This window comes from Enterobacter cloacae complex sp. P47BA, from assembly GCF_014930485.1.
GTDB classification, from domain to species: Bacteria; Pseudomonadota; Gammaproteobacteria; order Enterobacterales; family Enterobacteriaceae; genus Enterobacter; species Enterobacter bugandensis.
On record NZ_JADBRF010000005.1, the window covers coordinates 74,277 to 95,003 of the forward strand.

Consider the following 20,727-nt stretch of genomic DNA (forward strand, 5'->3'; position numbering starts at 1 on the left):
CGAACGGACATTGCCTCCGTTCGCCCTCCCCCTTCTCATTGCGCCCGTTTTTCGCCAGGATAAGAGCATAGTGTTATAGCATCACAATTCTCTTGCGGAGCGCACGTGACCAAAACCAACCTCATCACCGGTTTTCTCGGCAGCGGTAAAACCACCTCTATTCTTCATCTGCTGGCGAATAAAGACCCCGCCGAGAAATGGGCCGTGCTGGTCAATGAATTCGGTGAAGTGGGCATTGATGGCGCGTTGCTGTCATCCAGCGGCGCAATGATTAAAGAGATCCCCGGCGGATGCATGTGCTGCGTAAACGGCTTACCGATGCAGGTAGGCCTCAATACGCTGCTGCGTCAGGGCAAACCGGACCGCCTTCTGATTGAACCTACCGGTCTGGGCCACCCGAAGCAGATCCTCGATTTACTGACCGCCCCGGTTTACGAGCCGTGGATCGATCTTCGCGCCACGCTGTGCCTGCTCGATCCGCGTCGGCTTCTGGATGAAAAAGCGGTGGCCAATGAGAACTTTCGCGATCAGCTCGCCGCAGCAGACGTTATTGTCGCCAATAAAGAAGATCGCGCCACGGCGGAAAGCCGGGCCGCGCTGGACGCGTGGTGGCAGCATTTCGGCGGCAATCGGACGCGGGTGCAGGCCACTCAGGGGAATATTGATAGCGCCCTGCTGGATCTTCCCCGCCTGAACCTGGCGCAACTCCCGGCCAGCGCAGAGCATGCGCATCACCATTCTGCAAAGCAGGGTCTGGCCGCGCTTAGCCTGCCGGAACACGAGCGCTGGCGTCGTAACCTTAACAGCGGTCAGGGGTATCAGGCCTGCGGATGGATTTTCGATGCCGACACCGTTTTCGACACCATTGGCATCCTTGAGTGGGCCAGGCTTGCGCCGGTCGACCGCGTGAAAGGGATCATGCGCACGCCAGACGGGCTGGTGCGGATCAACCGCCAGGGCGACGATTTCTTTATCGAAACGCAAAACGTCGCGCCACCTGACAGCCGAATAGAGTTAATTAGTGCGGTTAACGCCGACTGGAATGCCCTGCAGTCCAGCCTGTTGAAGCTTCGTTTAAGTTCGGGCGGCTAACGTTGCCCCAGTTTTCACTCAATGCAGAACGTTATGACGACTCGAATTCCCCAGATACTACTACTTAATGTCGCCGGTCTGGCGCTCTTTTTCTCCTGGTATATCCCGGTGAATCACGGTTTCTGGTTCCCACTGGATTCATCCCTGTTTCATTTCTTCAACCAGGGGCTGGTGAAGAGTGACGCCTTTCTGTGGCTGGTGGCGATTACCAATAACCGCGCCTTTGACGGCTTTTCCCTGCTGGCTATGGGCTGCCTGATGCTCTCTTTCTGGCTCAAAGAGGATGACACGGGGCGTCGCCGCATCCTGATTATCGGACTGGTGATGCTTCTGGCTGCGGTGATCATTAATCAGCTGGCGCAACATCTGATGCCGGTAAAACGTGCAAGTCCTTCGCTCTCTTTCCCGAATATTTATCGCGTGAGTGAACTGCTGCATATTCCAACAAAAGATGCCTCGAAGGACAGTTTCCCGGGCGATCACGGCATGATGCTGCTTATTTTTTCTGGGTTCATGCTGCGCTATTTCGGTAAGAAGGCGTTCGCAATCGCCCTGCTTATTGTGGTGATATTTGCCTTCCCGCGCGTGATGATTGGCGCGCACTGGCTGACGGATATTGTCGTGGGTTCCCTTTCCGCGGTGCTGATTGGTCTGCCGTGGGTTCTGATGACGCCTTTGAGCGATCGCCTAATTACCCTTTTCGATCGCTATCTTCCGCGTAGAAAGCAACAAAAATTGAACAAATAATTACCGTTTTTTAACGTAAACTATCGGGGATCATCACGATCCCTGATAATGCCCTTCCCGCGATCTTTCTGCTCTGTCATATTCTTGTCATCACATTCGTGATAAAAATGAATCAATTGCACGATTACGCGGCGGATCTGCCGCAATTTTGTGCAATGACAAATTTTTACTTTCTGTATCACAATTTCTTATAAAAAAAAGGCTCTTTTTACTCGCAATAGCCCTGGCAATCGGTTAATCTCGAACTCGTTTTGCCCCATGGAGATAATTATTTCGATGGTGAATAATTTTGTGCGCTGCACCACAAATGTCACCAGAAACAATTGTCTCAATGTGAACAGATAATTAGTCTCGTCACGTTTGGCATTTTTATAACGATATTTGTCGTTAAGGACTTCAAGGGAAAATAAACAAAATGGTCAAATCTCAACCGTTTCTGAGATATATCTTACGGGGGATCCCGGCGATAGCAGTCGCGGTACTGTTATCTGCATGTAGTACATCGAACACCGCAAAGAATATGCATCCTGAGACGCGTGTTGTGGGAATGGAAGATTCCTCTTCACTGCAAGCCTCTCAGGATGAATTTGAAAATATGGTACGTAATCTGGACGTGAAGTCCCGCATTATGGACCAGTATGCTGACTGGAAAGGCGTGCGTTACCGTCTTGGCGGCAGCACTAAAAAAGGCATTGATTGTTCCGGCTTTGTACAGCGTACCTTCCGCGAGCAATTTGGGTTAGATCTTCCGCGTTCGACCTACGAACAGCAGGAGATGGGCAAGTCGATTTCACGTACCAAACTGCGCACCGGCGATTTAGTGCTGTTCCGTGCAGGTTCTACCGGTCGACATGTGGGCATCTACATTGGTAATGACCAGTTTGTACATGCCTCCACCAGCAGCGGTGTGACCATTTCCAGCATGAATGAACCGTACTGGAAGAAGCGCTACAACGAAGCGCGCCGCGTACTGACCCGCAGTTAATATGATAATTGTATCGTTGGTTATCCCTTGGCTGGCGATACAATAAAAAAAAGCACTGCTTCGGCGGTGTTTTTTTTTGCCCGTTACAATGAATACAATCAGCGGCAATTCAGGAACCACGACGTTTATGCTCACCCGCTACTTCTCCAGTCATCGAAAGATACTGTTCCTCAGTATCATTACCGGCCTGATCGCCGCCCTGCTCCTGGGTTCATTGCAATTTTTCTGGAGCTACCACAAGCGGGAAATCCGATTCGATACGTTGATCATGGATGTGCGCATCTACATGGAGAGCTATTTTGACGAGCTGAAAGCCTCCATCGACGTGCTCCAGCCGCTGACGCTCAATAATTGCCAGAACGTTAACGCGGAGCTGACCTCGCGCGCGGCCTTCAGCCTCAACGTACGCGCCTTCCTGCTGGTAAGAGATAAAATGGCGTTCTGCTCGTCAGCCACAGGGCCAATGAATGCCCCGATGGAGGAGCTGATACCCGAGCTGCACATCAACAAGCAGGTTGATATCGCACTGCTCCCCGGCACGCCCATGCTGCCCAATAAGCCCGCGATTGCCATCTGGTATCGTAATCCGCTTGTGAAGGACGGCGGCGTATTCACCTCGGTGAATCTCAACCTGACGCCTTACCTGCTTTACACCGCGCGCCAGGACGAGTTTGCAGGCATCGCGATCGTCATCGGCGACAATGCGTTATCCACTGCCTCAAGCGCCCTCGTCAAAGCGAAGGATTTACATGAAACGCCGGCGCGCACCGCGACGCTCAAAGACGTTCCTCTGACCATCAACCTGTACGCCGAGGAGTGGACGACCGATGAGATACTTTACGCCCTGTTCTTCGGGCTGGTGTGCGGGATTGCGGCAGGGTCGCTTAACTTCTACATCCTCACGACGCGTCTCAATCCGGGCAAAGAGATTCTGAGCGCCATCAAGCGCGGCCAGTTTTATGTGGTTTATCAGCCCGTTGTCGACGCCAAATCGCTCAGGATGACCGGGCTTGAAGTGCTGATGCGCTGGAAGCACCCGACCATGGGTGAGATCCCGCCGGACGCCTTTATCAATTTTGCCGAAGCGCAGAAGCTGATTGTTCCGCTCACGCTGCATCTTTTTGACCTGATTATTCACGATGCGCCAGTGCTACAGACCGTGCTGCCGCCGGGTGCCAAAGTGGGCATTAATATCGCGCCGGGGCATCTGCATGCGGAAAGCTTCAAAGACGATATGCGCACCTTCAAAGCCCTGCTGCCGCCTGATTACTTCCAGATCGTACTGGAAATTACCGAGCGCGACATGCTGAACCATCGGGAAGCTAACAGCCTCTTCGAATGGCTTCATAACGAAGGGTTTGAAATTGCCATCGACGATTTCGGCACCGGCCACAGCGCGCTGATTTATCTTGAACATTTCACCATGGACTACCTGAAAATCGACCGTGGTTTTGTCAACGCCATTGGCACAGAAACCGTCACCTCCCCGGTGCTGGATGCCGTACTGACGCTGGCAAGACGACTGAATATGTCGACCGTTGCGGAAGGGGTGGAAACACCGGAACAGGCGGCCTGGCTGCGCGAGCATGGGGTTAATTATCTGCAGGGTTACTGGATTAGCCGCCCGATGCCGCTGGAGCAGTTCCGCACGTGGCAAAATACAGTGTCGCCTGACGGGGAATAATTTCACATTGCCCGTGGCGTCACTTATTATTCAGCTTAACTGAGCCGGTCTGTAAAAGAGGGAGCCGCCGCGAGATGTTTATGCGCTTTATGTTGCTTTGGTTGGCAGTCGTGAGCCTGTCCAGCCAGGCGCAAACCATCAAAGAGAACATCGCGTTCGCCGTGATTGGCGAGCCAAAATACGCGGTCAATTTTACGCACTTCGATTACGTCAATCCTGCCGCCCCTAAGGGTGGAAAGGTCACGCTCTCGGCTACGGGAACGTTCGACAACTTTAACCGCTTCGCCCTGCGCGGCGTGGCCGCGGCGCGAACGGAATCGCTCTATGACACGCTTTTTGTCACGTCGGATGATGAACCCGGCAGCTATTACCCGCTGATTGCCGATAACGTGCGCTATGCCGATAACTTCGCCTGGGCCGAAATTACCCTAAACCCCCGGGCCCGCTTTCACGACGGCACGCCGGTCAAGGCCAGCGACGTCGCTTTTACGTTTCATAAATTTATGACCGAAGGCGTGCCTCAGTTCCGCATTGTGTATAAAGGCGCAACGGTGCGCGCCATTGCGCCCCTCACCGTACGCATTGAGCTGAGCGAACCGAACAAAGAGAATATGCTTAGCCTGTTCTCGCTGCCGGTGATGCCTGAATCGTTCTGGAAAAACCATAAGTTAAGCGACCCGCTCTCCACGCCGCCGCTGGCCGGTGGCCCTTACCGCATTACCGACTGGCGCATGGGGCAGTACGTGGTCTATTCCCGCGTGAAAGATTACTGGGCGGCTAACCTGCCGGTAAACCGCGGGCGCTGGAATTTCGACACCCTTCGCTATGACTACTATCTCGACGATAACGTGGCGTTTGAAGCGTTCAAGGCCGGCGCCTTCGATTTACGCGTGGAGAACAGCGCCAAAAACTGGGCGACCCGCTATATCGGCAAAAACTTCACGAAAGGCTACATCGTCAAAGACGAGCACAAAAACGAATCCGCCCAGGACACGCGCTGGCTGGCGTTTAATATTCAGCGCCCGGTATTTACCGACCGCCGCGTTCGGGAAGCCATTTCCCTGGCCTTCGATTTTGAATGGATGAACAAAGCCCTGTTTTACGGGGCGTACAGCCGCGCGAACAGCTATTTCCAGAACACCGAATATGCCGCGCGCGACTACCCTAAAGCCGACGAACTGCTCCTGCTGGCGCCGCTGAAAGCGGAAGTGCCGCCGGAGGTGTTTACCACGGTATTTCAGCCGCCCGCTTCAAAGGGTGACGGCTACGACCGCGACAACTTGCTGAAGGCCAGCAAGCTGCTGGATGAGGCAGGCTGGCAGCTGAAGAATCAGAAACGCGTCAATGCGAAAACCGGCAAGCCTTTAAGCTTTGAACTGCTGCTCTCCTCCGGCGGCAACGATCAGTGGGTGCTGCCGTTTAAGCACAACCTTGCGCGGCTGGGGATCACCATGAACATTCGCCAGGTCGATAACGCGCAGATCACCAACCGCATGCGCAGCCGTGATTACGACATGATGCAACGCCTGTGGCCCGCGCAGCCGTGGCCCAGCTCGGATCTACAAATCTCCTGGGCCTCCAGCTACATCGACTCCTCGTACAATTCGCCAGGCGTAAAAAGCCCGGCGATTGATGCCCTGATTGCGAAAATTGTGGCGGCGCAGGGCGATAAAGATAAGCTCTTGCCGCTTGGTCGCGCCCTCGACAGGGTGTTAACCTGGAACTACTACATGCTGCCCATGTGGTATATGGGCGAAGACCGCCTTGCGCGCTGGGACAAGTTCTCCGTGCCTGCCGTACGCCCTGTCTATTCTCTGGGCTTTGACACCTGGTGGTATGACGTGAATAAAGCCGCCAGACTGCCCGCCGAGCGGCGATAAGGAATTATCATGGGTGCCTATTTAATACGCCGTCTTCTGCTGGTCATTCCCACGCTGTGGGCCATTATCACCATTAACTTTTTTATCGTGCAAATTGCCCCGGGCGGGCCGGTCGACCAGGCCATTGCCGCCATTGAGTTTGGCAACAGCGGCGGCATGCCCGGCGGCGGCGGAGAAGGCATGGGCGCCAGCCATGCGCGAACCGGCGTGGGGAATATCAGTGAAAGCCACTACCGCGGCGGGCGCGGGCTGGATCCTGAAGTGATCGCCGAGATCACCCATCGCTACGGCTTTGATAAGCCGATACACGAGCGCTATTTCAAGATGCTCTGGGATTATATCCGCTTTGATTTTGGCGATAGCCTGTTCCGCAGTGCGTCCGTATTAACGTTGATCAAGCAAAGCCTGCCGGTTTCGGTCACGCTGGGGCTGTGGGGGACGCTGATTATCTATCTGGTCTCTATACCGCTCGGGATCCGAAAAGCGGTGCATAACGGCAGCCGCTTCGATATCTGGAGCAGCACCTTCATCATCATCGGCTATGCTATTCCGGCGTTTCTGTTTGCCGTTCTGCTGATTGTCTTCTTTGCCGGAGGCAGCTATTTCGATATCTTCCCGCTGCGGGGGCTGGTCTCCGCCGATTTCAGCACACTGCCGTGGTACCAGAAAATCACCGACTATCTCTGGCATATCACGCTGCCGGTGCTGGCGACGGTGATCGGCGGGTTTGCCGCCCTGACCATGTTAACGAAAAATGCCTTTCTCGATGAAATCCGCAAGCAGTATGTCGTGACCGCCCGCGCCAAAGGGGTCAGCGAGAAGCAGATTATGTGGAAACACGTTTTCCGCAACGCCATGCTGCTGGTGATTGCCGGATTTCCAGCCACGTTCATCAGCATGTTTTTTACCGGCTCGCTGCTGATTGAGGTGATGTTCTCGCTCAACGGTCTCGGCCTGCTGGGCTACGAAGCCACCGTATCGCGCGATTATCCGGTAATGTTTGGCACGCTCTATATTTTCACCCTGATTGGCCTGCTGCTGAATATCATCAGCGATATCAGCTATACGCTGGTCGATCCCCGAATTGATTTTGAGGGCCGCTGATGCCGCGTTTAAGCCCCGTTAACCAGGCCCGCTGGGCCCGTTTTCGCCATAACCGCCGCGGCTACTGGTCGCTGTGGATTTTTGCTGTCCTGTTTGTCCTGAGCATGTGTTCGGAGCTGATCGCCAACGACAAACCGTTGCTGGTGCACTTTAACGACCGCTGGTACGTGCCGGTACTGGCTAACTACAGTGAAAGCGACTTCGGCGGCCCGTTTGCCACCCCGGCGGAGTACCAGGATCCGTGGCTGCGCCAGCAGATCGAACAGCACGGCTGGGCCCTCTGGGCTCCGGTACGCTTTGGCGCCAACAGCATTAACTTCGCGACCACAACCCCCTTCCCTTCTCCGCCCTCTGCGCAAAACTGGCTGGGAACAGACGCCAACGGCGGCGACGTGCTGGCGCGCATCCTCTACGGTACGCGGATTTCTATTCTCTTTGGACTGATGCTGACCGTCTTCTCCAGCGTAATGGGCGTAGTGGCCGGCGCCGTTCAGGGCTACTACGGCGGAAAAATTGACCTGTGGGGGCAGCGTATCATCGAAGTCTGGTCCGGTATGCCAACGCTGTTTCTGATCATTCTGCTTTCCAGCGTGGTACAGCCGGGCTTCTGGTGGCTGCTGGGCATCACCGTTCTGTTCGGCTGGATGGCGCTGGTGGGCGTGGTGCGGGCAGAGTTTCTGCGCACCCGTAATTTCGACTATATTCGCGCCGCGCAGGCGTTAGGCGTGAGCGATCGCGCAATCATCTTCCGCCATATGCTTCCCAATGCGGTGGTGGCGACCCTCACCTTCCTGCCCTTTATTCTGTGCAGCTCCATCACCACCCTCACCTCGCTGGACTTTCTGGGCTTCGGCCTGCCGCTGGGGTCGCCGTCGCTCGGCGAACTGCTGCTGCAGGGCAAGAACAACCTGCAGGCGCCGTGGCTGGGCATCACCGCCTTTCTTTCCGTGGCCGTGCTGCTTTCGCTGCTGATTTTTATTGGCGAAGCCGTGCGCGATGCCTTCGATCCCAACAAGGCGGTATAAGATGACGCAGCCTCTTCTCAGTATTGATCGCCTGTCGATTGCCTTCTCGAAGCAGGGCGAGACCCGTACCGTGGTCACCGACCTGTCGCTGCAGATCCAGCGCGGTGAAACGCTGGCGCTGGTGGGTGAATCCGGTTCGGGCAAGAGCGTCTCGGCGCTCTCCATCCTGCGTCTGCTGCCCTCCCCGCCCGTGAGCTATCCGCAAGGGGATATTCTGTTCCACGGCAGTTCGCTGCTGCACGCTGATGAACATACCCTGCGCGGTATTCGCGGCAATAAGATTGCCATGATCTTCCAGGAGCCGATGGTGTCGCTCAACCCACTGCATACGCTGGAAAAACAGCTCTATGAAGTGCTGTCACTTCATCGGGGGATGCGCAAAGAGGCCGCGCGGGGCGAAATTCTGGATTGTCTGGAACGAACAGGCATACGCAACGCGGCCAAACGGCTGAATGATTTTCCGCATCAGCTCTCCGGCGGCGAACGCCAGCGGGTAATGATTGCCATGGCCCTGCTCACGCGCCCCGAACTGTTGATTGCCGACGAGCCGACGACGGCGCTGGACGTCACGGTGCAGGCGCAAATTCTGACGCTCTTGAGGGAGCTGCGTGACGAGCTGGACATGAGCCTGCTGTTTATCACGCACAACCTGAGCATCGTGAAAAAGCTGGCCGACAGCGTCGCGGTCATGCAAAACGGGCGCTGCGTTGAACAGAATACCGCGTCCATGCTGCTGAACGCGCCGCAGCATCCCTATACGCAGCGCCTGCTCGACAGCGAACCTTCCGGCGACCCGGTACCTCTCACGGCAGACAGCACACCGCTGCTGCGCGTCGATGATTTATCCGTCTCGTTCCCGATCCGCAAAGGCGTTCTGCGGCGCATCGTTGACCAGAACCCGGTGCTGAAAAATATCCGCTTCTCGCTGCGACCGGGTGAATCCCTGGGGCTGGTGGGAGAATCCGGTTCGGGGAAAAGCACTACCGGTCTGGCGCTGCTGCGCTTAATTGCCTCTCAGGGCGAGATCCTGTTTGACGATATGCCGCTGCACCGCTGGAACCGCCGCCAGATGCTGCCCGTGCGGCCCCGCATGCAGGTGGTATTTCAGGATCCCAACTCCTCGCTTAACCCGCGCCTCAGCGTGTTGCAGATTATCGAAGAGGGCCTGCGCGTTCACCAGCCTGGCCTGAGTGCGCAACAGCGGGAACAGGAGGTCATGCGGGTGATGGCGGAAGTGGGCTTAGATCCCGACACTCGCCACCGCTACCCTGCGGAATTTTCCGGCGGACAGCGCCAGCGTATCGCCATCGCCCGCGCGCTGATCCTGAAACCGGAGCTGATTATTCTGGATGAACCGACCTCGTCTCTGGACAGAACCGTACAGGCGCAGATCCTGGCGCTGCTCAAAGGGCTACAGGAAAAGCACCGGCTGGCCTATATCTTTATCAGCCATGATCTACAGGTGGTTCGGGCGCTATGCCATCAGGTGATTGTGCTACGACAGGGTGAGGTGGTCGAACAGGGTGATTGCCAGCGCGTATTTACTGCGCCAACGCAGAGCTACACGCGCCAGCTGCTCGCGGCAGACTAGCGCTTAAAACGGATACTGGCCGGAGAAAGGTTCAGCAATCGCAACGCCAAAATTTTTCAGGCGGCAGGTCGCGGCGAATTCGTCCTGGCTTTTGACAAACAGGCACGGCTCCCCTTCGCACTCCAGTACGGAGCTGTCCACTTCGATATCCGTCAGGGCCTGGCTGAGACGCTCCATCACCCGCCACGCATTTTCGTCGCTCGGGCTCAGCAGCTTTAGCGCCACCAGGCAATTCTCACAGCCCGCGACGCTTTGCGGAATCGGTTCAACTTTCGAACCTGCAAAACCCGCCGACCAGCGATAGCTCTGGGGCAAGCGATGGACAATGGAGAGTTGTAATGTATTCACGTTCGTTCCCCGGAAGCAAAATTTACTTCACAATTTATTTACATTTATAGTAACACATCATCGCCAACCTGCACTATTCAGCGCTTTTTTATCGGTATCGAGGCTCGCGTCGGCGCTATATGTACCCGTTTCTGCGATCTAACTCAACCTTTTTGAATACAATGATGTGACTTTTTACATAAATAGATTTTACATAAAATAAACAAACACGGAATAAACGAACGCGAGTTTGGTTGATATGCGTCAACAAAAAAGGCCCTTTCGGGCCTTATCTGCGCGTTAGTGCGCCGCTTTTCGCGGCCGGCTGGCGTAAAGACAGAAAAGCACAGAGCTGGTTGCGCAAAAAGCCATCGCCCACAGCATAGGCCAGGCCGTAGTAAAGGTCGCCATAGAGAGTAACGCCCCGACGATGGCACCAATCCCGAAGCGGAAGGTTCCCGCCAGTGACGATGCGGTTCCCGCCATGTGCGGGAATTCGTCGAGGATCACCGCCATCGCATTGGACGAGATCATCGACACGCAGCCGACAAAGGCCGCCACGCCGATCACCAGCGCCCAGAAGCCCACGTCCAGAAACGCGCTCACCACCAGCCAGACCGCCATCACAAACTGGATCCACAGCCCGGCGCGGAACATGTTCAGCGCGCCCACCCGCCGGACAAAGCGGCTGTTAATGATGGTCAGGACAAACAGGAAGACGATATTGAGCGCAAAATAATAGCCAAAGTGCTGCGGCGAAACGTGGTTCAGCTCGATATAGACAAACGGCCCGGCACTCAGGAAGGAGAACATTCCGGCGAAGCTGAACCCGCTCGCCAGCATGTAGCTCAGCACCCGCTTGTGGCGAAACAGCGAGGCAAAGTTGCCTATCGTGGTTCGAATATGAAATTTCTGGCGGCGCTCGACGGGCAGCGTTTCATCAATAAAGAAGAAAATCATCGCCGAGGCCAGCAGCGCGGCCAGCGCCAGGATCCAGAAAATCGCGTGCCAGCTAAACCACACCAGCACCGCACCACCGGCCATCGGTGCCACCAGCGGCGCAATCGTCGTCACCAGCATGACGAACGACATCATGCGGGAGAACTCTTCTTTCGGGTAGATATCACGCATCAGGGCGTTGATCACCACGCTCGCGGCAGCGGCGGCCAGCCCGTGCAGGAAGCGCATGATAATCAGCTGATCGATACTCTGCGCCAGCGCACAGGCGACCGCTGCGGCCGCAAAGACCAGCGTCCCGCCAAGAATAACCGGCTTACGCCCCAGGCTGTCGGCCATTGGGCCATACAGCAGCTGTCCGAGCGCGAAACCGAGAATATAGGTGCTGAGCGTCATCTGCGCGCTGCCTGCCGGTACGCCAAACTGGGCGGAAATCACCGGCAGCGCAGGCAGATACATGTCGATAGACAGCGGCATCAGCATCGCCAGCAGGCCAAGAATGAAGACAATTTTGAACGACGAGTGTGGCCTGGTGGTCACAGGGTTCTCCTGAAATTAGTGCGAAGGCAGACCGACGCTGGCAATCTCTTCTTCCGTCAGCGGACGATATTCACCGGGCGCCAGGTCGGGATCGAGCGCAATCGCACCGATGCGTTCACGGTGCAGGCCCACAACGTGGTTACCCACGGCGGCAAACATGCGTTTCACCTGATGGTAGCGCCCTTCGCTGATGGTCAAACGGACCTCCGTCGGGGTGATGACCTCAAGCACGGCGGGTTTGGTCAGATCCTTTTCATTATGCAGCTGAACGCCTTTCGCGAATTGCTCTGCCGTGTCATCCGCAACCGGTGACTCCAGCGTGACCAGATAGGTTTTCTCGCAGTGGTGGCGCGGGGAAGTGATGCGATGCGACCACTGACCGTCGTCGGTCATCAGCACCAGACCGGTGGTGTCGATGTCGAGGCGGCCCGCGGCGTGCAGCTTATGCGCCACCGGTTCGTCGAGGAAATAGAGCACAGTTGGGTGATCCGGATCGTCCGTTGAGCAGACATAGCCTTCCGGCTTATTGAGCATGAAATAGCGGGGACCGTGCTGCTGGGTCAGCGGATTGCCGTCGTACTCAACCTGATGGTCAGGCTGCAGTTTGAACGCGCTGTCTCGCACAATGTCGCCATCCACGGTAACGCGGTTGGCGCGAATTTCGCGCCCGGCAATAGCGCGGCTTACGCCGAGTTGCTGAGCGATAAACTTATCAAGTCGCATGAAATCTTTTTAGCCTTAATGGTGCTGGATGTCGGACCGTGCGTCCGAAAAAAGAAGCAGTCAGGAACGGTTCAGTATAATGGTCTGGTTGCGCCACTCAAGGGAAAAAGTTTCGTGGCATACTATATGCGGATTAACGAAACCGAGACCCCATGACTTTTACACTTCGTCCCTATCAGCAGGAAGCCGTTGACGCGACGCTCGCCTGGTTCCGTAAACACCGGGAACCGGCGGCCATTGTCCTCCCGACCGGTGCAGGCAAGAGCCTGGTCATTGCCGAACTGGCGCGCCTGGCGCGTGGTCGCGTGCTGGTATTGGCCCACGTCAAAGAGCTGGTGGCGCAAAACCATGCCAAATATTGTGCGCTGGGGCTGGAAGCCGACATTTTCGCCGCCGGGCTGAAGCGCAAAGAGAGCCACGGCAAAGTGGTTTTCGGCAGCGTACAGTCGGTGGCCCGTAACCTGGATCTGTTCCGCAGCGAGTTTTCGCTGCTGATTGTCGACGAATGTCACCGCATCAGCGATGACGACGACAGCCAGTATCAGCAAATCCTCACTCACCTTAAAGAGGTGAACCCTCACTTACGCCTGCTCGGCCTGACGGCAACCCCGTTTCGTCTGGGCAAAGGCTGGATCTACCGCTTTCATTATCACGGCATGGTGCGCGGCGACGAGAAAGCGCTGTTCAGCGACTGTATCTATGAACTTCCGCTGCGCTACATGATTAAGCACGGCTACCTGACGCCGCCCGAGCGGCTGGATATGCCGGTCGTGCAGTACAATTTCAGCCGCTTACAGGCGCAGAGCAACGGGCTGTTCAGCGAGGCGGATCTTAACCATGAGCTGAAAAAACAGAAGCGGATCACGCCGCATATCATCAGCCAGATTGAAGAGTTCGCGCAAACGCGTAAAGGGGTGATGATTTTTGCTGCCACCGTCGAACACGCGCGCGAAATCACGGGACTGCTACCCGCTGACGACGCAGCGCTGATCACTGGCGAAACGCCCGGCCCGGAGCGCGACAGGCTGATTGAGGCTTTCAAAGCCCAGCAGTTCCGCTACCTGGTGAATGTCTCCGTATTAACCACCGGGTTTGACGCCCCGCACGTCGATCTGATTGCGATTCTGCGCCCGACGGAATCCGTCAGCCTGTATCAGCAGATTGTCGGCCGTGGCCTGCGCCTGGCGCCGGGCAAAACCGACTGCCTGATACTGGATTACGCCGGCAACCCGCACGATCTGTACTCCCCGGAAGTGGGCGCGCCAAAAGGCAAAAGCGACAACGTGCCGGTACAGGTGTTTTGCCCGGCCTGCGGCTTTGCCAACACATTCTGGGGAAAAACCACCGCCGACGGCACGCTGATTGAACACTTTGGCCGCCGCTGTCAGGGCTGGTTTGAGGATGATGAGGGGCATCGCGAGCAGTGCGATTTCCGCTTCCGCTTCAAAAACTGCCCGCAGTGCAACGCCGAAAATGACATCGCCGCCCGCCGTTGCCGTGAGTGCGACACGGTACTGGTGGACCCGGACGACATGCTGAAAGCGGCGCTGAAGCTGAAAGATGCGCTGGTGCTGCGCTGCTCCGGCATGGCGCTGCAGCCCGGCGCGGATGAAAAAGGCGAATGGCTGAAAATCACCTATTACGATGAGGATGGCGCTGACGTCAGCGAACGGTTCAGGGTTCAGACGCCTGCCCAGCGCACGGCATTTGAGCAGCTGTTTATCCGGCCGCATACCCGCACGCCTGGCGTGCCGCTGCGCTGGATAACCGTGGCGGATATCGTGCATCAGCAGGCGCTGCTGCGCCACCCCGACTTCGTGGTCGCCCGTAAGAAAGGCCAGTTCTGGCAGGTTCGCGAGAAGGTCTTTGACTATGAAGGTCGCTTCCGTCGGGCAAATGAATTGCGCGGTTAACGGGACTTTTCATTGATGTGCGGGGCATTTGAGTATAAAATGCCGCCCGCTTCACATCCGTGGGGCAGAACACTCACCTGCTGCTGGGTCGCCTGTAGTAGGGTTTTAAATACAGAGAGAAATCAATGTTCACTATCGAAGCAGAAGTACGTAACGTGCAGGGTAAGGGTGCGAGCCGCCGCCTGCGTAACGCTAACAAGTTCCCGGCTATCGTTTACGGTGGCGAAGCTGCTCCAGTTGCTATCGAACTGGATCACGACAAAGTGTGGAACATGCAGACCAAAGCTGAGTTCTACAGCGAAGTTCTGACCATCGTTGTTGGCGGTAAAGAAGAAAAAGTGAAGGTTCAGGCTGTTCAGCGTCACGCGTTCAAGCCAAAACTGACTCACATCGACTTCGTTCGCGCGTAATCGCAAACCTGTCGAGAAAACCCCGCTTCGGCGGGGTTTTTTTATGGCTGCTATTTACCGCCAGACGTGCGGCGCTGAAGCTGATCGCGCAGGTTCGGCGGCGTACCTTTGATGGTCAGGGTATCGGTGGCCGGATCCCAGAAGATGCGTTCTCCCAACAGCATAGCGTCAAAGTTGATGGTTAACCCACCGCCGCTGCCGGCAAATTTGGTTAACTGACGCAGCGTGCTGCGATCCGCCGGGAAGCTCTCCTCAAGCTCATAGCCCTTCTCCGCGGTGAATTCCTGGAAGCTCACTTCGCTGACGCCCGCCAGCTCTTTTGACAGGGATTCCAGCTCAATCTCTTCCCCGGCCTGCAACTGCTCGTTGCAGTAGCTGTAAACCTGCTGACGTACGGTCTGGCGTTCAGATTTATCGAGCTGCGCTTCCGCCGTGAAGTCATCAACGGCCTGCAGCAGCCCTTTGTTCTGCGCTTTGGCGTTCAGGCCTTCGCTGGCACCGAGGAAGTCCATAAAGAAATCCGCCACTTTGCGGCCCACCCGCCCCTTCAGGAAGGTGAGGTAGCGGGTCGACTCCGGGTTAGTTTCCCACTCGGTCAAATCAATGCGCGCCACAATATCCGCATGGTTGATATCCAGATAGTGCGTTGAGCTGATGTCCAGCTGCTCGTTCACGCGCATGCTGCTTAAGTTATTCAGCACGGTAACCAGCAGGTACTCGACCGCCAGGTAACGATAGTGGCAGAACAGGACAATACCGCCGTCGGCGAACGGATATTTCGCCAGCTCGTCGCGCAGACGCCCGGTTGCCGCGCGGCTAAACGCCAGGAAATCCTCTTCGCCCTGACGCTGCAGGCGCAGGCTATCGGCCAGCTCACTCTCTTCACTGAACAGACCATAGGCTTTATTTTTAGCGCTGTAGACGCGATGCAGCTCTGCCATCATTTCCACAACGGTTGCCGTGGGTTCCAGTAACGAATCGCGTAGCACCACTTCAAGGGTTTGCTCATCACGCTTGATAAGCTGGTGCAAGGCAATCTGGTTGATTTCCAGACTCATGATAAACTCTCCTTTTAGACCGGGCGGTATTCAACCACCACCAGGACATGTGTGCAACAACAGATAAAAAAGGGGAAAAAAAGCTGTTGCTACGGTAATATGTTGCCCTTTCATCAACAAACTGATTTTGATTTATGCCACAACATTCCCGCTACAGTGATGAACACGTTGAACAACTGCTCAGTGAGCTGGTCAACGTACTGGAAAAACATAAAACGCCGACCGATCTCTCCCTGATGGTTTTGGGAAATATGGTCACCAACCTTATCAACACCAGCGTTGCTCCGGCTCAGCGTCAGGCGATCGCCAAATCTTTCGCCCAGGCGTTACAGTCATCCGTCAGCAACGACCAGGCCCATTAAGGGAAACGAACAACAGTTTATGGTGACGAATCGTCAGCGCTACCGTGAAAAAGTCTCCCAGATGGTCAGCTGGGGACACTGGTTTGCCCTGTTCAACATTCTGCTAGCGACGGTAATTGGCTGTCGTTATCTGTTTGTCGCAGACTGGCCCACAACGCTAACCGGGCGTATCTACTCCTGGATAAGCGTTGTTGGTCACTTTAGCTTTTTGGTATTCGCCACCTATCTGCTGATCCTGTTTCCTCTGACGTTTATCGTCATGTCGCAGCGTTTGATGCGGTTCTTGTCCGCAATCCTTGCGACGGTGGGGATGACGCTGCTGCTTATCGACAGTGAAGTGTTCACCCGGTTCCACCTGCATCTCAACCCTATCGTCTGGGAACTGGTGATCAACCCCGACCAGAACGAAACGGCCCGCGACTGGCAACTGATGTTCATCAGCGTCCCGGTGATCCTGTTGATCGAGATGCTGTTTGCCACCTGGAGTTGGCAAAAGCTCCGCAGCCTGACCCGACGCCGCCATTACGCGAAGCCCGTCGCCGCGCTCTTTTTCGTCTCATTTATCAGTTCGCACCTCATGTATATCTGGGCGGATGCGAACTTCTATCGCCCTATTACCATGCAGCGCGCTAACCTGCCGCTCTCTTATCCGATGACGGCCCGTCGTTTCCTTGAGAAACATGGCCTGCTTGATGCCCAGGAGTACCAGCGCCGTCTGGTCGAACAGGGTAATCCGGAAGCGGTTAGCGTGCAGTATCCACTGAGCGATCTTCGCTATCGCGATATGGGTCGCGGGCAAAACGTCCTGCTGATTACCGTCGATGGCCTCAACTATTCTCGTTACGAGAAGCAGATGCCTGCGCTGGCCGATTTCGCGAGTCAGAACGTGTCGTTTACCCAGCATATGAGTTCAGGTAACTCAACCGATGCGGGTATCTTTGGCCTGTTCTATGGCATTTCTGCCGGATACATGGACGGCGTGCTGTCTGCGCGCATTCCTGCGGCGCTGATCACCGGGCTTAATCAGCAGGGCTATCAGTTAGGGCTGTTCTCATCGGACGGCTTCAACAGTTCACTGTACCGCCAGGCGCTGCTCTCTGATTTCTCACTGCCTGCCGCGCAGAGCCAGTCTGATGCCCAGACCGCAAACCAGTGGATAAACTGGCTGCAGCGCTACGCGCAGGAAGATAACCGCTGGTTCTCGTGGGTGGCCTTTAACGGCACAACGCTTAACGACAGCAACCAGGCAGGCTTTGCGCGCCGCTACGGCCGCGCGGCCAGCGATGTTGACGCACAGATTGGCCGCGTGCTTGACGCGCTACGTGAATCAGGCAAGCTTGATAACACGGTCGTGATCGTGACCGCGGGGCATGGCGTACCGTTAGGCGACGAGACGAAGAGCATGAGCTGGTCACGTCCAAACCTGCATGTTCCGCTGGTGATCCACTGGCCGGGAACGCCGGCGCAGCGCATCAATATGCTCACAGAACATAAAGACGTCATGACGACCCTAATGCAGCGCCTGCTGCACGTCAGTACGCCAGCAAACGAGTATTCGCAGGGGCAGGATCTCTTCAGCGCCACGCGCCGCCATAACTGGGTGACTGCAGCTGACGGCAACACGCTGGTGGTGACCACGCCGAAGCTGACGCTGGTGCTGAATAGCAACGGGAACTATCAGACCTATAATCTGCAGGGTGAACGGCTGAAGGACCAGAAACCACAGCTTAGCCTGCTGTTACAGGTTCTGACGGATGAGAAGCGCTTCATCGCTAACTGATTAATAATAAACCAGTTAGCGACGGATTCCCTTGCATTCGAAACGGAATCGAGTAGTATTCTTTCTATGCGTCGGCACGTAGCGCAGCCTGGTAGCGCACCGTCATGGGGTGTCGGGGGTCGGAGGTTCAAATCCTCTCGTGCCGACCAAAAACACATTGAAAACCAGCCTCTTACGGCTGGTTTTTTATTTTACCTCGTCCGGTGTTTTGCGCAGGTACATCAGCGTAACCAGACAAATCACGGCTCCGGCATAAAACGTATATTCCGCGCCAAACGTTTCCCAGATGGCCCCGGCGCCCAGGCTGGCGACTAACAATCCCACGCCGCTGACCAGACTAAAAATGCCGTAGGCGGTACCGCGCAGATCCGCAGGAGCTGTTTTTGCGATCATTGCCGCCAGCAGCCCCTGCGTCATCCCCATATGCACTCCCCAAAGCGCAACGCCCAAAAGCATTCCAGCCCAGTGGGTGCTTAGCGCCAGCACAATATCTGCCCCAATCAGCATCACCAGGCCCCACTGCAGTAGTCGGGTGTGGCTCATCCCGTCCGATAACTTGCCAAACGGATAGGCTGACAGGAAATAGAGCAAATTCATGGCCACCATCACCAGCGGGATCAGCGCCAGCGGCACCCCCGACTGCTGTGCGCGCAGGACAAGAAAGGCTTCACTGAAACGTGCGAGCGTAAAGATGGCGCCCAGGCCAATGACCCACCAGCAGCCTTTCCCGAGACGCCTGAGGTTCTCTTTTTTGATGGGGTTCGTGCGTTTATGTTCGACGGGCGTTTTCGGCTCATGCAGGCCGAAAAAAAGCAGTGCAACGGCGAGGACGCCGGGGATCACCGCAATCCAGAAAATCGTGCGGAAATCATCGTTCCACAGCAGCATTAAGCCTACGGCCAGCAGCGGCCCGAGAAATGCGCCGACGGTATCCATCGACTGACGCAGCCCAAAGGCCGCGCCGCGAAGTTCCGGCGGCGTAACGTCAGCGACCAGCGCATCGCGCGGCGCCCCCCGGATCCCCTTCCCTACCCGGTCGATTAAGCGTGCCCCCAGAATCATGCCCGACGAAGAGGCGATAGCGAACAACGGCTTACTCAGCGCGCCAAGACCGTAGCCCAGCACCGCCAGTCCTTTACGTTTACCCAGGTAGTCACTGATGGCACCGGAAAAAACTTTGATAAACAGCGCGGTGGCTTCAGCCAGGCCTTCAATCAAGCCAATGAAAATCACGCTGGCTCCCAGCGTCGTGACCATAAAGAGCGGCAGCAGGCTGTGAATGATCTCCGAGGAGATATCCATCAGCATACTGACCCCACCCACAACCCAGACGCCTTTCGGGATCCGGCTGAGCGTTGCAAACCGGGATAACATTGAACATCTCCTGCTTTATGTCGAACAACCTTGTTCGACACAGAATACCCTAGAAATGCGAATAAATATCATCACATATAAAAAAGCCAGCCCGCAGGCTGGCTTCCTATAGCAGGTGAATGCTCAGTGTTTTTCACGTCCGCCCAGGAAGAAAATGCCCAGCGGAATGGCCAGCAGAACGGTGAAGACAAGGCTGTAAACGAAGATCATCGCCGACTGCAGCACATACATGCTGGTGGTCCAGGCGGAGAGAGGAATGTTGTACTGTTCAATGACGCCAACAATGGTGGCCCGCCCGACGCACGCGGCAGCAATCATAAACACGACGAGTAGCGCCAGGAGGAACTTGCGGCCTTCAGGTGTTTTCAGTTTTGCACGAACCATCTCTCTTCCCTTTCACAGATGAATAACATTATCGATGGACTAAAATAACACGAACGCCCGTCACACTCCACACCAGTACAAACACCTGCCAAAACGGTTAATTATAAGTTTATTACGCTGCATATAATGAAAATGTAAGTAAATCACACCAATCATTCATGCTCATTATGTTAGTCTGTTCAGGACCGTTTTGACATAAAGGAATGACAATGAAAAACGCACCTAAATTTGCCATCGCGCTTCTCGCCGCCGCGTGCGTCAGCACCAGCGCTTTCGCCAGCGACGCCCAAAAAGCGCAGCCGCTGGAAAAAGTTGCACCCTATCCGCAAGCGGAAAAAGGCATGAAGCGTCAGGTGATTCAACTGCCGGTTCAGCAGGACGAAGCGAATTACAAAGTCGAACTGTTAATTGGCAAGACGCTGGAAGTGGACTGCAATCAGCATCGTCTGGGCGGCCAGCTGGAAAGCAAAACTCTGGAAGGCTGGGGCTATGACTATTACGTCTTTGATAAAGTGACCTCTCCGGTCTCTACCATGATGGCCTGCCCGGACGGCAAAAAAGAGAAGAAATTTGTGACGGCCTATCTGGGCGACCACAGCCTGCTGCGCTACAACAGCAAGTTGCCGATCGTGGTATATACGCCTGAAAACGTGGAAGTAAAATATCGCGTGTGGAAGGCAGAAGAGACGGTCGGACAAGCGGTAGTACGTTAAAAACAAGTCGGGTAGCGGCTTCGCTTTACCCGACCTGCTAAACTAAAAACGGTAACAGATGTTACCGTTTTGCTTTTA

General features: G+C 55.7%; 19 protein-coding genes and 1 tRNA gene. 14 read left to right on the forward strand and 6 right to left on the reverse strand.

Annotated features, from left to right (window positions below; genetic code table 11):
- Positions 1–105 precede the first annotated feature (105 nt).
- From IM299_RS07440 to yejF, 8 genes are all read left to right on the forward strand, one after another.
- Positions 106–1,092 (forward strand): GTP-binding protein, encoded by a 987-nt coding sequence (locus tag IM299_RS07440; protein WP_193357264.1) that lies wholly within the window; start codon positions 106–108, stop codon positions 1,090–1,092.
- 33 nt (positions 1,093–1,125) lie between these two features.
- The gene (locus IM299_RS07445) at positions 1,126–1,839 is read left to right on the forward strand and encodes a phosphatase PAP2 family protein (RefSeq protein ID WP_028013876.1); all 714 of its coding nucleotides are present in this window, start codon (positions 1,126–1,128) and stop codon (positions 1,837–1,839) included.
- Between the two features lie 415 nt (positions 1,840–2,254).
- The gene (gene mepS, locus IM299_RS07450; protein WP_028013877.1) at positions 2,255–2,824 is read left to right on the forward strand and encodes a bifunctional murein DD-endopeptidase/murein LD-carboxypeptidase; all 570 of its coding nucleotides are present in this window, start codon (positions 2,255–2,257) and stop codon (positions 2,822–2,824) included.
- Positions 2,825–2,951: 127 nt separating this feature from the next.
- On the forward strand, positions 2,952–4,508 hold the full coding sequence (locus IM299_RS07455; protein WP_193357265.1) for a cyclic di-GMP phosphodiesterase: 1,557 nt from the start codon (positions 2,952–2,954) through the stop codon (positions 4,506–4,508).
- Between the two features lie 74 nt (positions 4,509–4,582).
- Entirely contained in the window at positions 4,583–6,388 is a 1,806-nt protein-coding gene (locus IM299_RS07460; RefSeq protein WP_193357266.1) for an extracellular solute-binding protein, read from the forward strand.
- A 9-nt stretch (positions 6,389–6,397) separates the two neighbouring features.
- A complete protein-coding gene (locus tag IM299_RS07465) occupies positions 6,398–7,492 on the forward strand; it encodes a microcin C ABC transporter permease YejB (protein ID WP_028013880.1) in 1,095 nt (364 codons plus the stop codon).
- Positions 7,492–8,517 carry an ABC transporter permease gene (locus tag IM299_RS07470; RefSeq protein ID WP_028013881.1) on the forward strand — a complete coding sequence of 342 codons (1,026 nt, stop codon included), beginning with the start codon at positions 7,492–7,494 and terminating at the stop codon, positions 8,515–8,517. Before IM299_RS07465 ends, IM299_RS07470 begins: the two co-directional genes overlap by 1 nt.
- 1 nt (position 8,518) lies before the next feature.
- Positions 8,519–10,108, forward strand: coding sequence for a microcin C ABC transporter ATP-binding protein YejF (gene yejF, locus IM299_RS07475; protein WP_045629875.1), 1,590 nt, complete (start codon positions 8,519–8,521; stop codon positions 10,106–10,108).
- Between the two features lie 3 nt (positions 10,109–10,111).
- Here yejF and IM299_RS07480 read toward each other — a convergent pair whose 3' ends face one another.
- The 3 genes from IM299_RS07480 to rsuA form a co-directional block, all read right to left on the reverse strand.
- Entirely contained in the window at positions 10,112–10,456 is a 345-nt protein-coding gene (locus IM299_RS07480; RefSeq protein WP_028013883.1) for a YejG family protein, read from the reverse strand.
- 279 nt (positions 10,457–10,735) lie between these two features.
- Positions 10,736–11,932, reverse strand: coding sequence for a Bcr/CflA family multidrug efflux MFS transporter (locus tag IM299_RS07485; RefSeq protein WP_041908984.1), 1,197 nt, complete (start codon positions 11,930–11,932; stop codon positions 10,736–10,738).
- A 15-nt stretch (positions 11,933–11,947) separates the two neighbouring features.
- Positions 11,948–12,655: a 16S rRNA pseudouridine(516) synthase RsuA gene (gene rsuA / locus IM299_RS07490; RefSeq protein WP_028013885.1), complete on the reverse strand. Its 708-nt coding sequence runs from the start codon at positions 12,653–12,655 to the stop codon at positions 11,948–11,950.
- Between the two features lie 152 nt (positions 12,656–12,807).
- On the opposite strand from rsuA, the gene IM299_RS07495 reads away from it, so the two are divergent.
- Both IM299_RS07495 and rplY read left to right on the forward strand, forming a co-directional pair.
- The gene (locus tag IM299_RS07495; protein ID WP_193357267.1) at positions 12,808–14,568 is read left to right on the forward strand and encodes a DEAD/DEAH box helicase; all 1,761 of its coding nucleotides are present in this window, start codon (positions 12,808–12,810) and stop codon (positions 14,566–14,568) included.
- A gap of 125 nt (positions 14,569–14,693) precedes the next feature.
- Positions 14,694–14,978 (forward strand): 50S ribosomal protein L25, encoded by a 285-nt coding sequence (rplY, locus tag IM299_RS07500; RefSeq protein ID WP_028013887.1) that lies wholly within the window; start codon positions 14,694–14,696, stop codon positions 14,976–14,978.
- Between the two features lie 50 nt (positions 14,979–15,028).
- On the opposite strand, the gene yejK is transcribed toward rplY, so the two are convergent.
- The gene (yejK, locus tag IM299_RS07505; RefSeq protein ID WP_008500957.1) at positions 15,029–16,036 is read right to left on the reverse strand and encodes a nucleoid-associated protein YejK; all 1,008 of its coding nucleotides are present in this window, start codon (positions 16,034–16,036) and stop codon (positions 15,029–15,031) included.
- Between the two features lie 134 nt (positions 16,037–16,170).
- Between yejK and IM299_RS07510 the strand changes: the two genes are divergently transcribed.
- The 3 genes from IM299_RS07510 (at position 16,171) to IM299_RS07520 (ending at position 18,327) form a co-directional block, all read left to right on the forward strand.
- Positions 16,171–16,398, forward strand: coding sequence for a YejL family protein (locus IM299_RS07510; RefSeq protein ID WP_014884596.1), 228 nt, complete (start codon positions 16,171–16,173; stop codon positions 16,396–16,398).
- Positions 16,399–16,417: 19 nt separating this feature from the next.
- Positions 16,418–18,178 carry an LPS biosynthesis-modulating metalloenzyme YejM gene (gene yejM, locus IM299_RS07515; RefSeq protein ID WP_028013888.1) on the forward strand — a complete coding sequence of 587 codons (1,761 nt, stop codon included), beginning with the start codon at positions 16,418–16,420 and terminating at the stop codon, positions 18,176–18,178.
- 72 nt (positions 18,179–18,250) lie between these two features.
- A tRNA-Pro gene (locus IM299_RS07520) sits at positions 18,251–18,327 on the forward strand.
- 37 nt (positions 18,328–18,364) lie between these two features.
- Here the strand turns inward: IM299_RS07520 and IM299_RS07525 are convergent.
- Positions 18,365–19,552 carry an MFS transporter gene (locus tag IM299_RS07525; protein ID WP_193357268.1) on the reverse strand — a complete coding sequence of 396 codons (1,188 nt, stop codon included), beginning with the start codon at positions 19,550–19,552 and terminating at the stop codon, positions 18,365–18,367.
- Between the two features lie 123 nt (positions 19,553–19,675).
- On the reverse strand, positions 19,676–19,936 hold the full coding sequence (locus IM299_RS07530) for a DUF2534 family protein (RefSeq protein ID WP_008500962.1): 261 nt from the start codon (positions 19,934–19,936) through the stop codon (positions 19,676–19,678).
- A 209-nt stretch (positions 19,937–20,145) separates the two neighbouring features.
- Here IM299_RS07530 and eco point away from each other — a divergent pair, with 209 nt between their 5' ends.
- Complete coding sequence (gene eco / locus IM299_RS07535) at positions 20,146–20,649, forward strand: serine protease inhibitor ecotin (RefSeq protein WP_193357269.1); 504 nt, start codon at positions 20,146–20,148, stop codon at positions 20,647–20,649.
- Positions 20,650–20,727: the final 78 nt, after the last annotated feature.

Coding starts and splice junctions, on each gene's coding strand:
- IM299_RS07445 (WP_028013876.1), top strand. CDS start 1,126: ATGACGACTCGAATTCCCCAGATACTACTACTTAATGTCGCCGGTCTG.
- mepS (WP_028013877.1), top strand. CDS start 2,255: ATGGTCAAATCTCAACCGTTTCTGAGATATATCTTACGGGGGATCCCG.
- IM299_RS07455 (WP_193357265.1), top strand. CDS start 2,952: ATGCTCACCCGCTACTTCTCCAGTCATCGAAAGATACTGTTCCTCAGT.
- IM299_RS07460 (WP_193357266.1), top strand. CDS start 4,583: ATGTTTATGCGCTTTATGTTGCTTTGGTTGGCAGTCGTGAGCCTGTCC.
- IM299_RS07465 (WP_028013880.1), top strand. CDS start 6,398: ATGGGTGCCTATTTAATACGCCGTCTTCTGCTGGTCATTCCCACGCTG.
- IM299_RS07470 (WP_028013881.1), top strand. CDS start 7,492: ATGCCGCGTTTAAGCCCCGTTAACCAGGCCCGCTGGGCCCGTTTTCGC.
- yejF (WP_045629875.1), top strand. CDS start 8,519: ATGACGCAGCCTCTTCTCAGTATTGATCGCCTGTCGATTGCCTTCTCG.
- rsuA (WP_028013885.1), bottom strand. CDS start 12,655: ATGCGACTTGATAAGTTTATCGCTCAGCAACTCGGCGTAAGCCGCGCT.
- IM299_RS07495 (WP_193357267.1), top strand. CDS start 12,808: ATGACTTTTACACTTCGTCCCTATCAGCAGGAAGCCGTTGACGCGACG.
- rplY (WP_028013887.1), top strand. CDS start 14,694: ATGTTCACTATCGAAGCAGAAGTACGTAACGTGCAGGGTAAGGGTGCG.
- yejK (WP_008500957.1), bottom strand. CDS start 16,036: ATGAGTCTGGAAATCAACCAGATTGCCTTGCACCAGCTTATCAAGCGT.
- IM299_RS07510 (WP_014884596.1), top strand. CDS start 16,171: ATGCCACAACATTCCCGCTACAGTGATGAACACGTTGAACAACTGCTC.
- yejM (WP_028013888.1), top strand. CDS start 16,418: ATGGTGACGAATCGTCAGCGCTACCGTGAAAAAGTCTCCCAGATGGTC.
- IM299_RS07525 (WP_193357268.1), bottom strand. CDS start 19,552: ATGTTATCCCGGTTTGCAACGCTCAGCCGGATCCCGAAAGGCGTCTGG.
- IM299_RS07530 (WP_008500962.1), bottom strand. CDS start 19,936: ATGGTTCGTGCAAAACTGAAAACACCTGAAGGCCGCAAGTTCCTCCTG.
- eco (WP_193357269.1), top strand. CDS start 20,146: ATGAAAAACGCACCTAAATTTGCCATCGCGCTTCTCGCCGCCGCGTGC.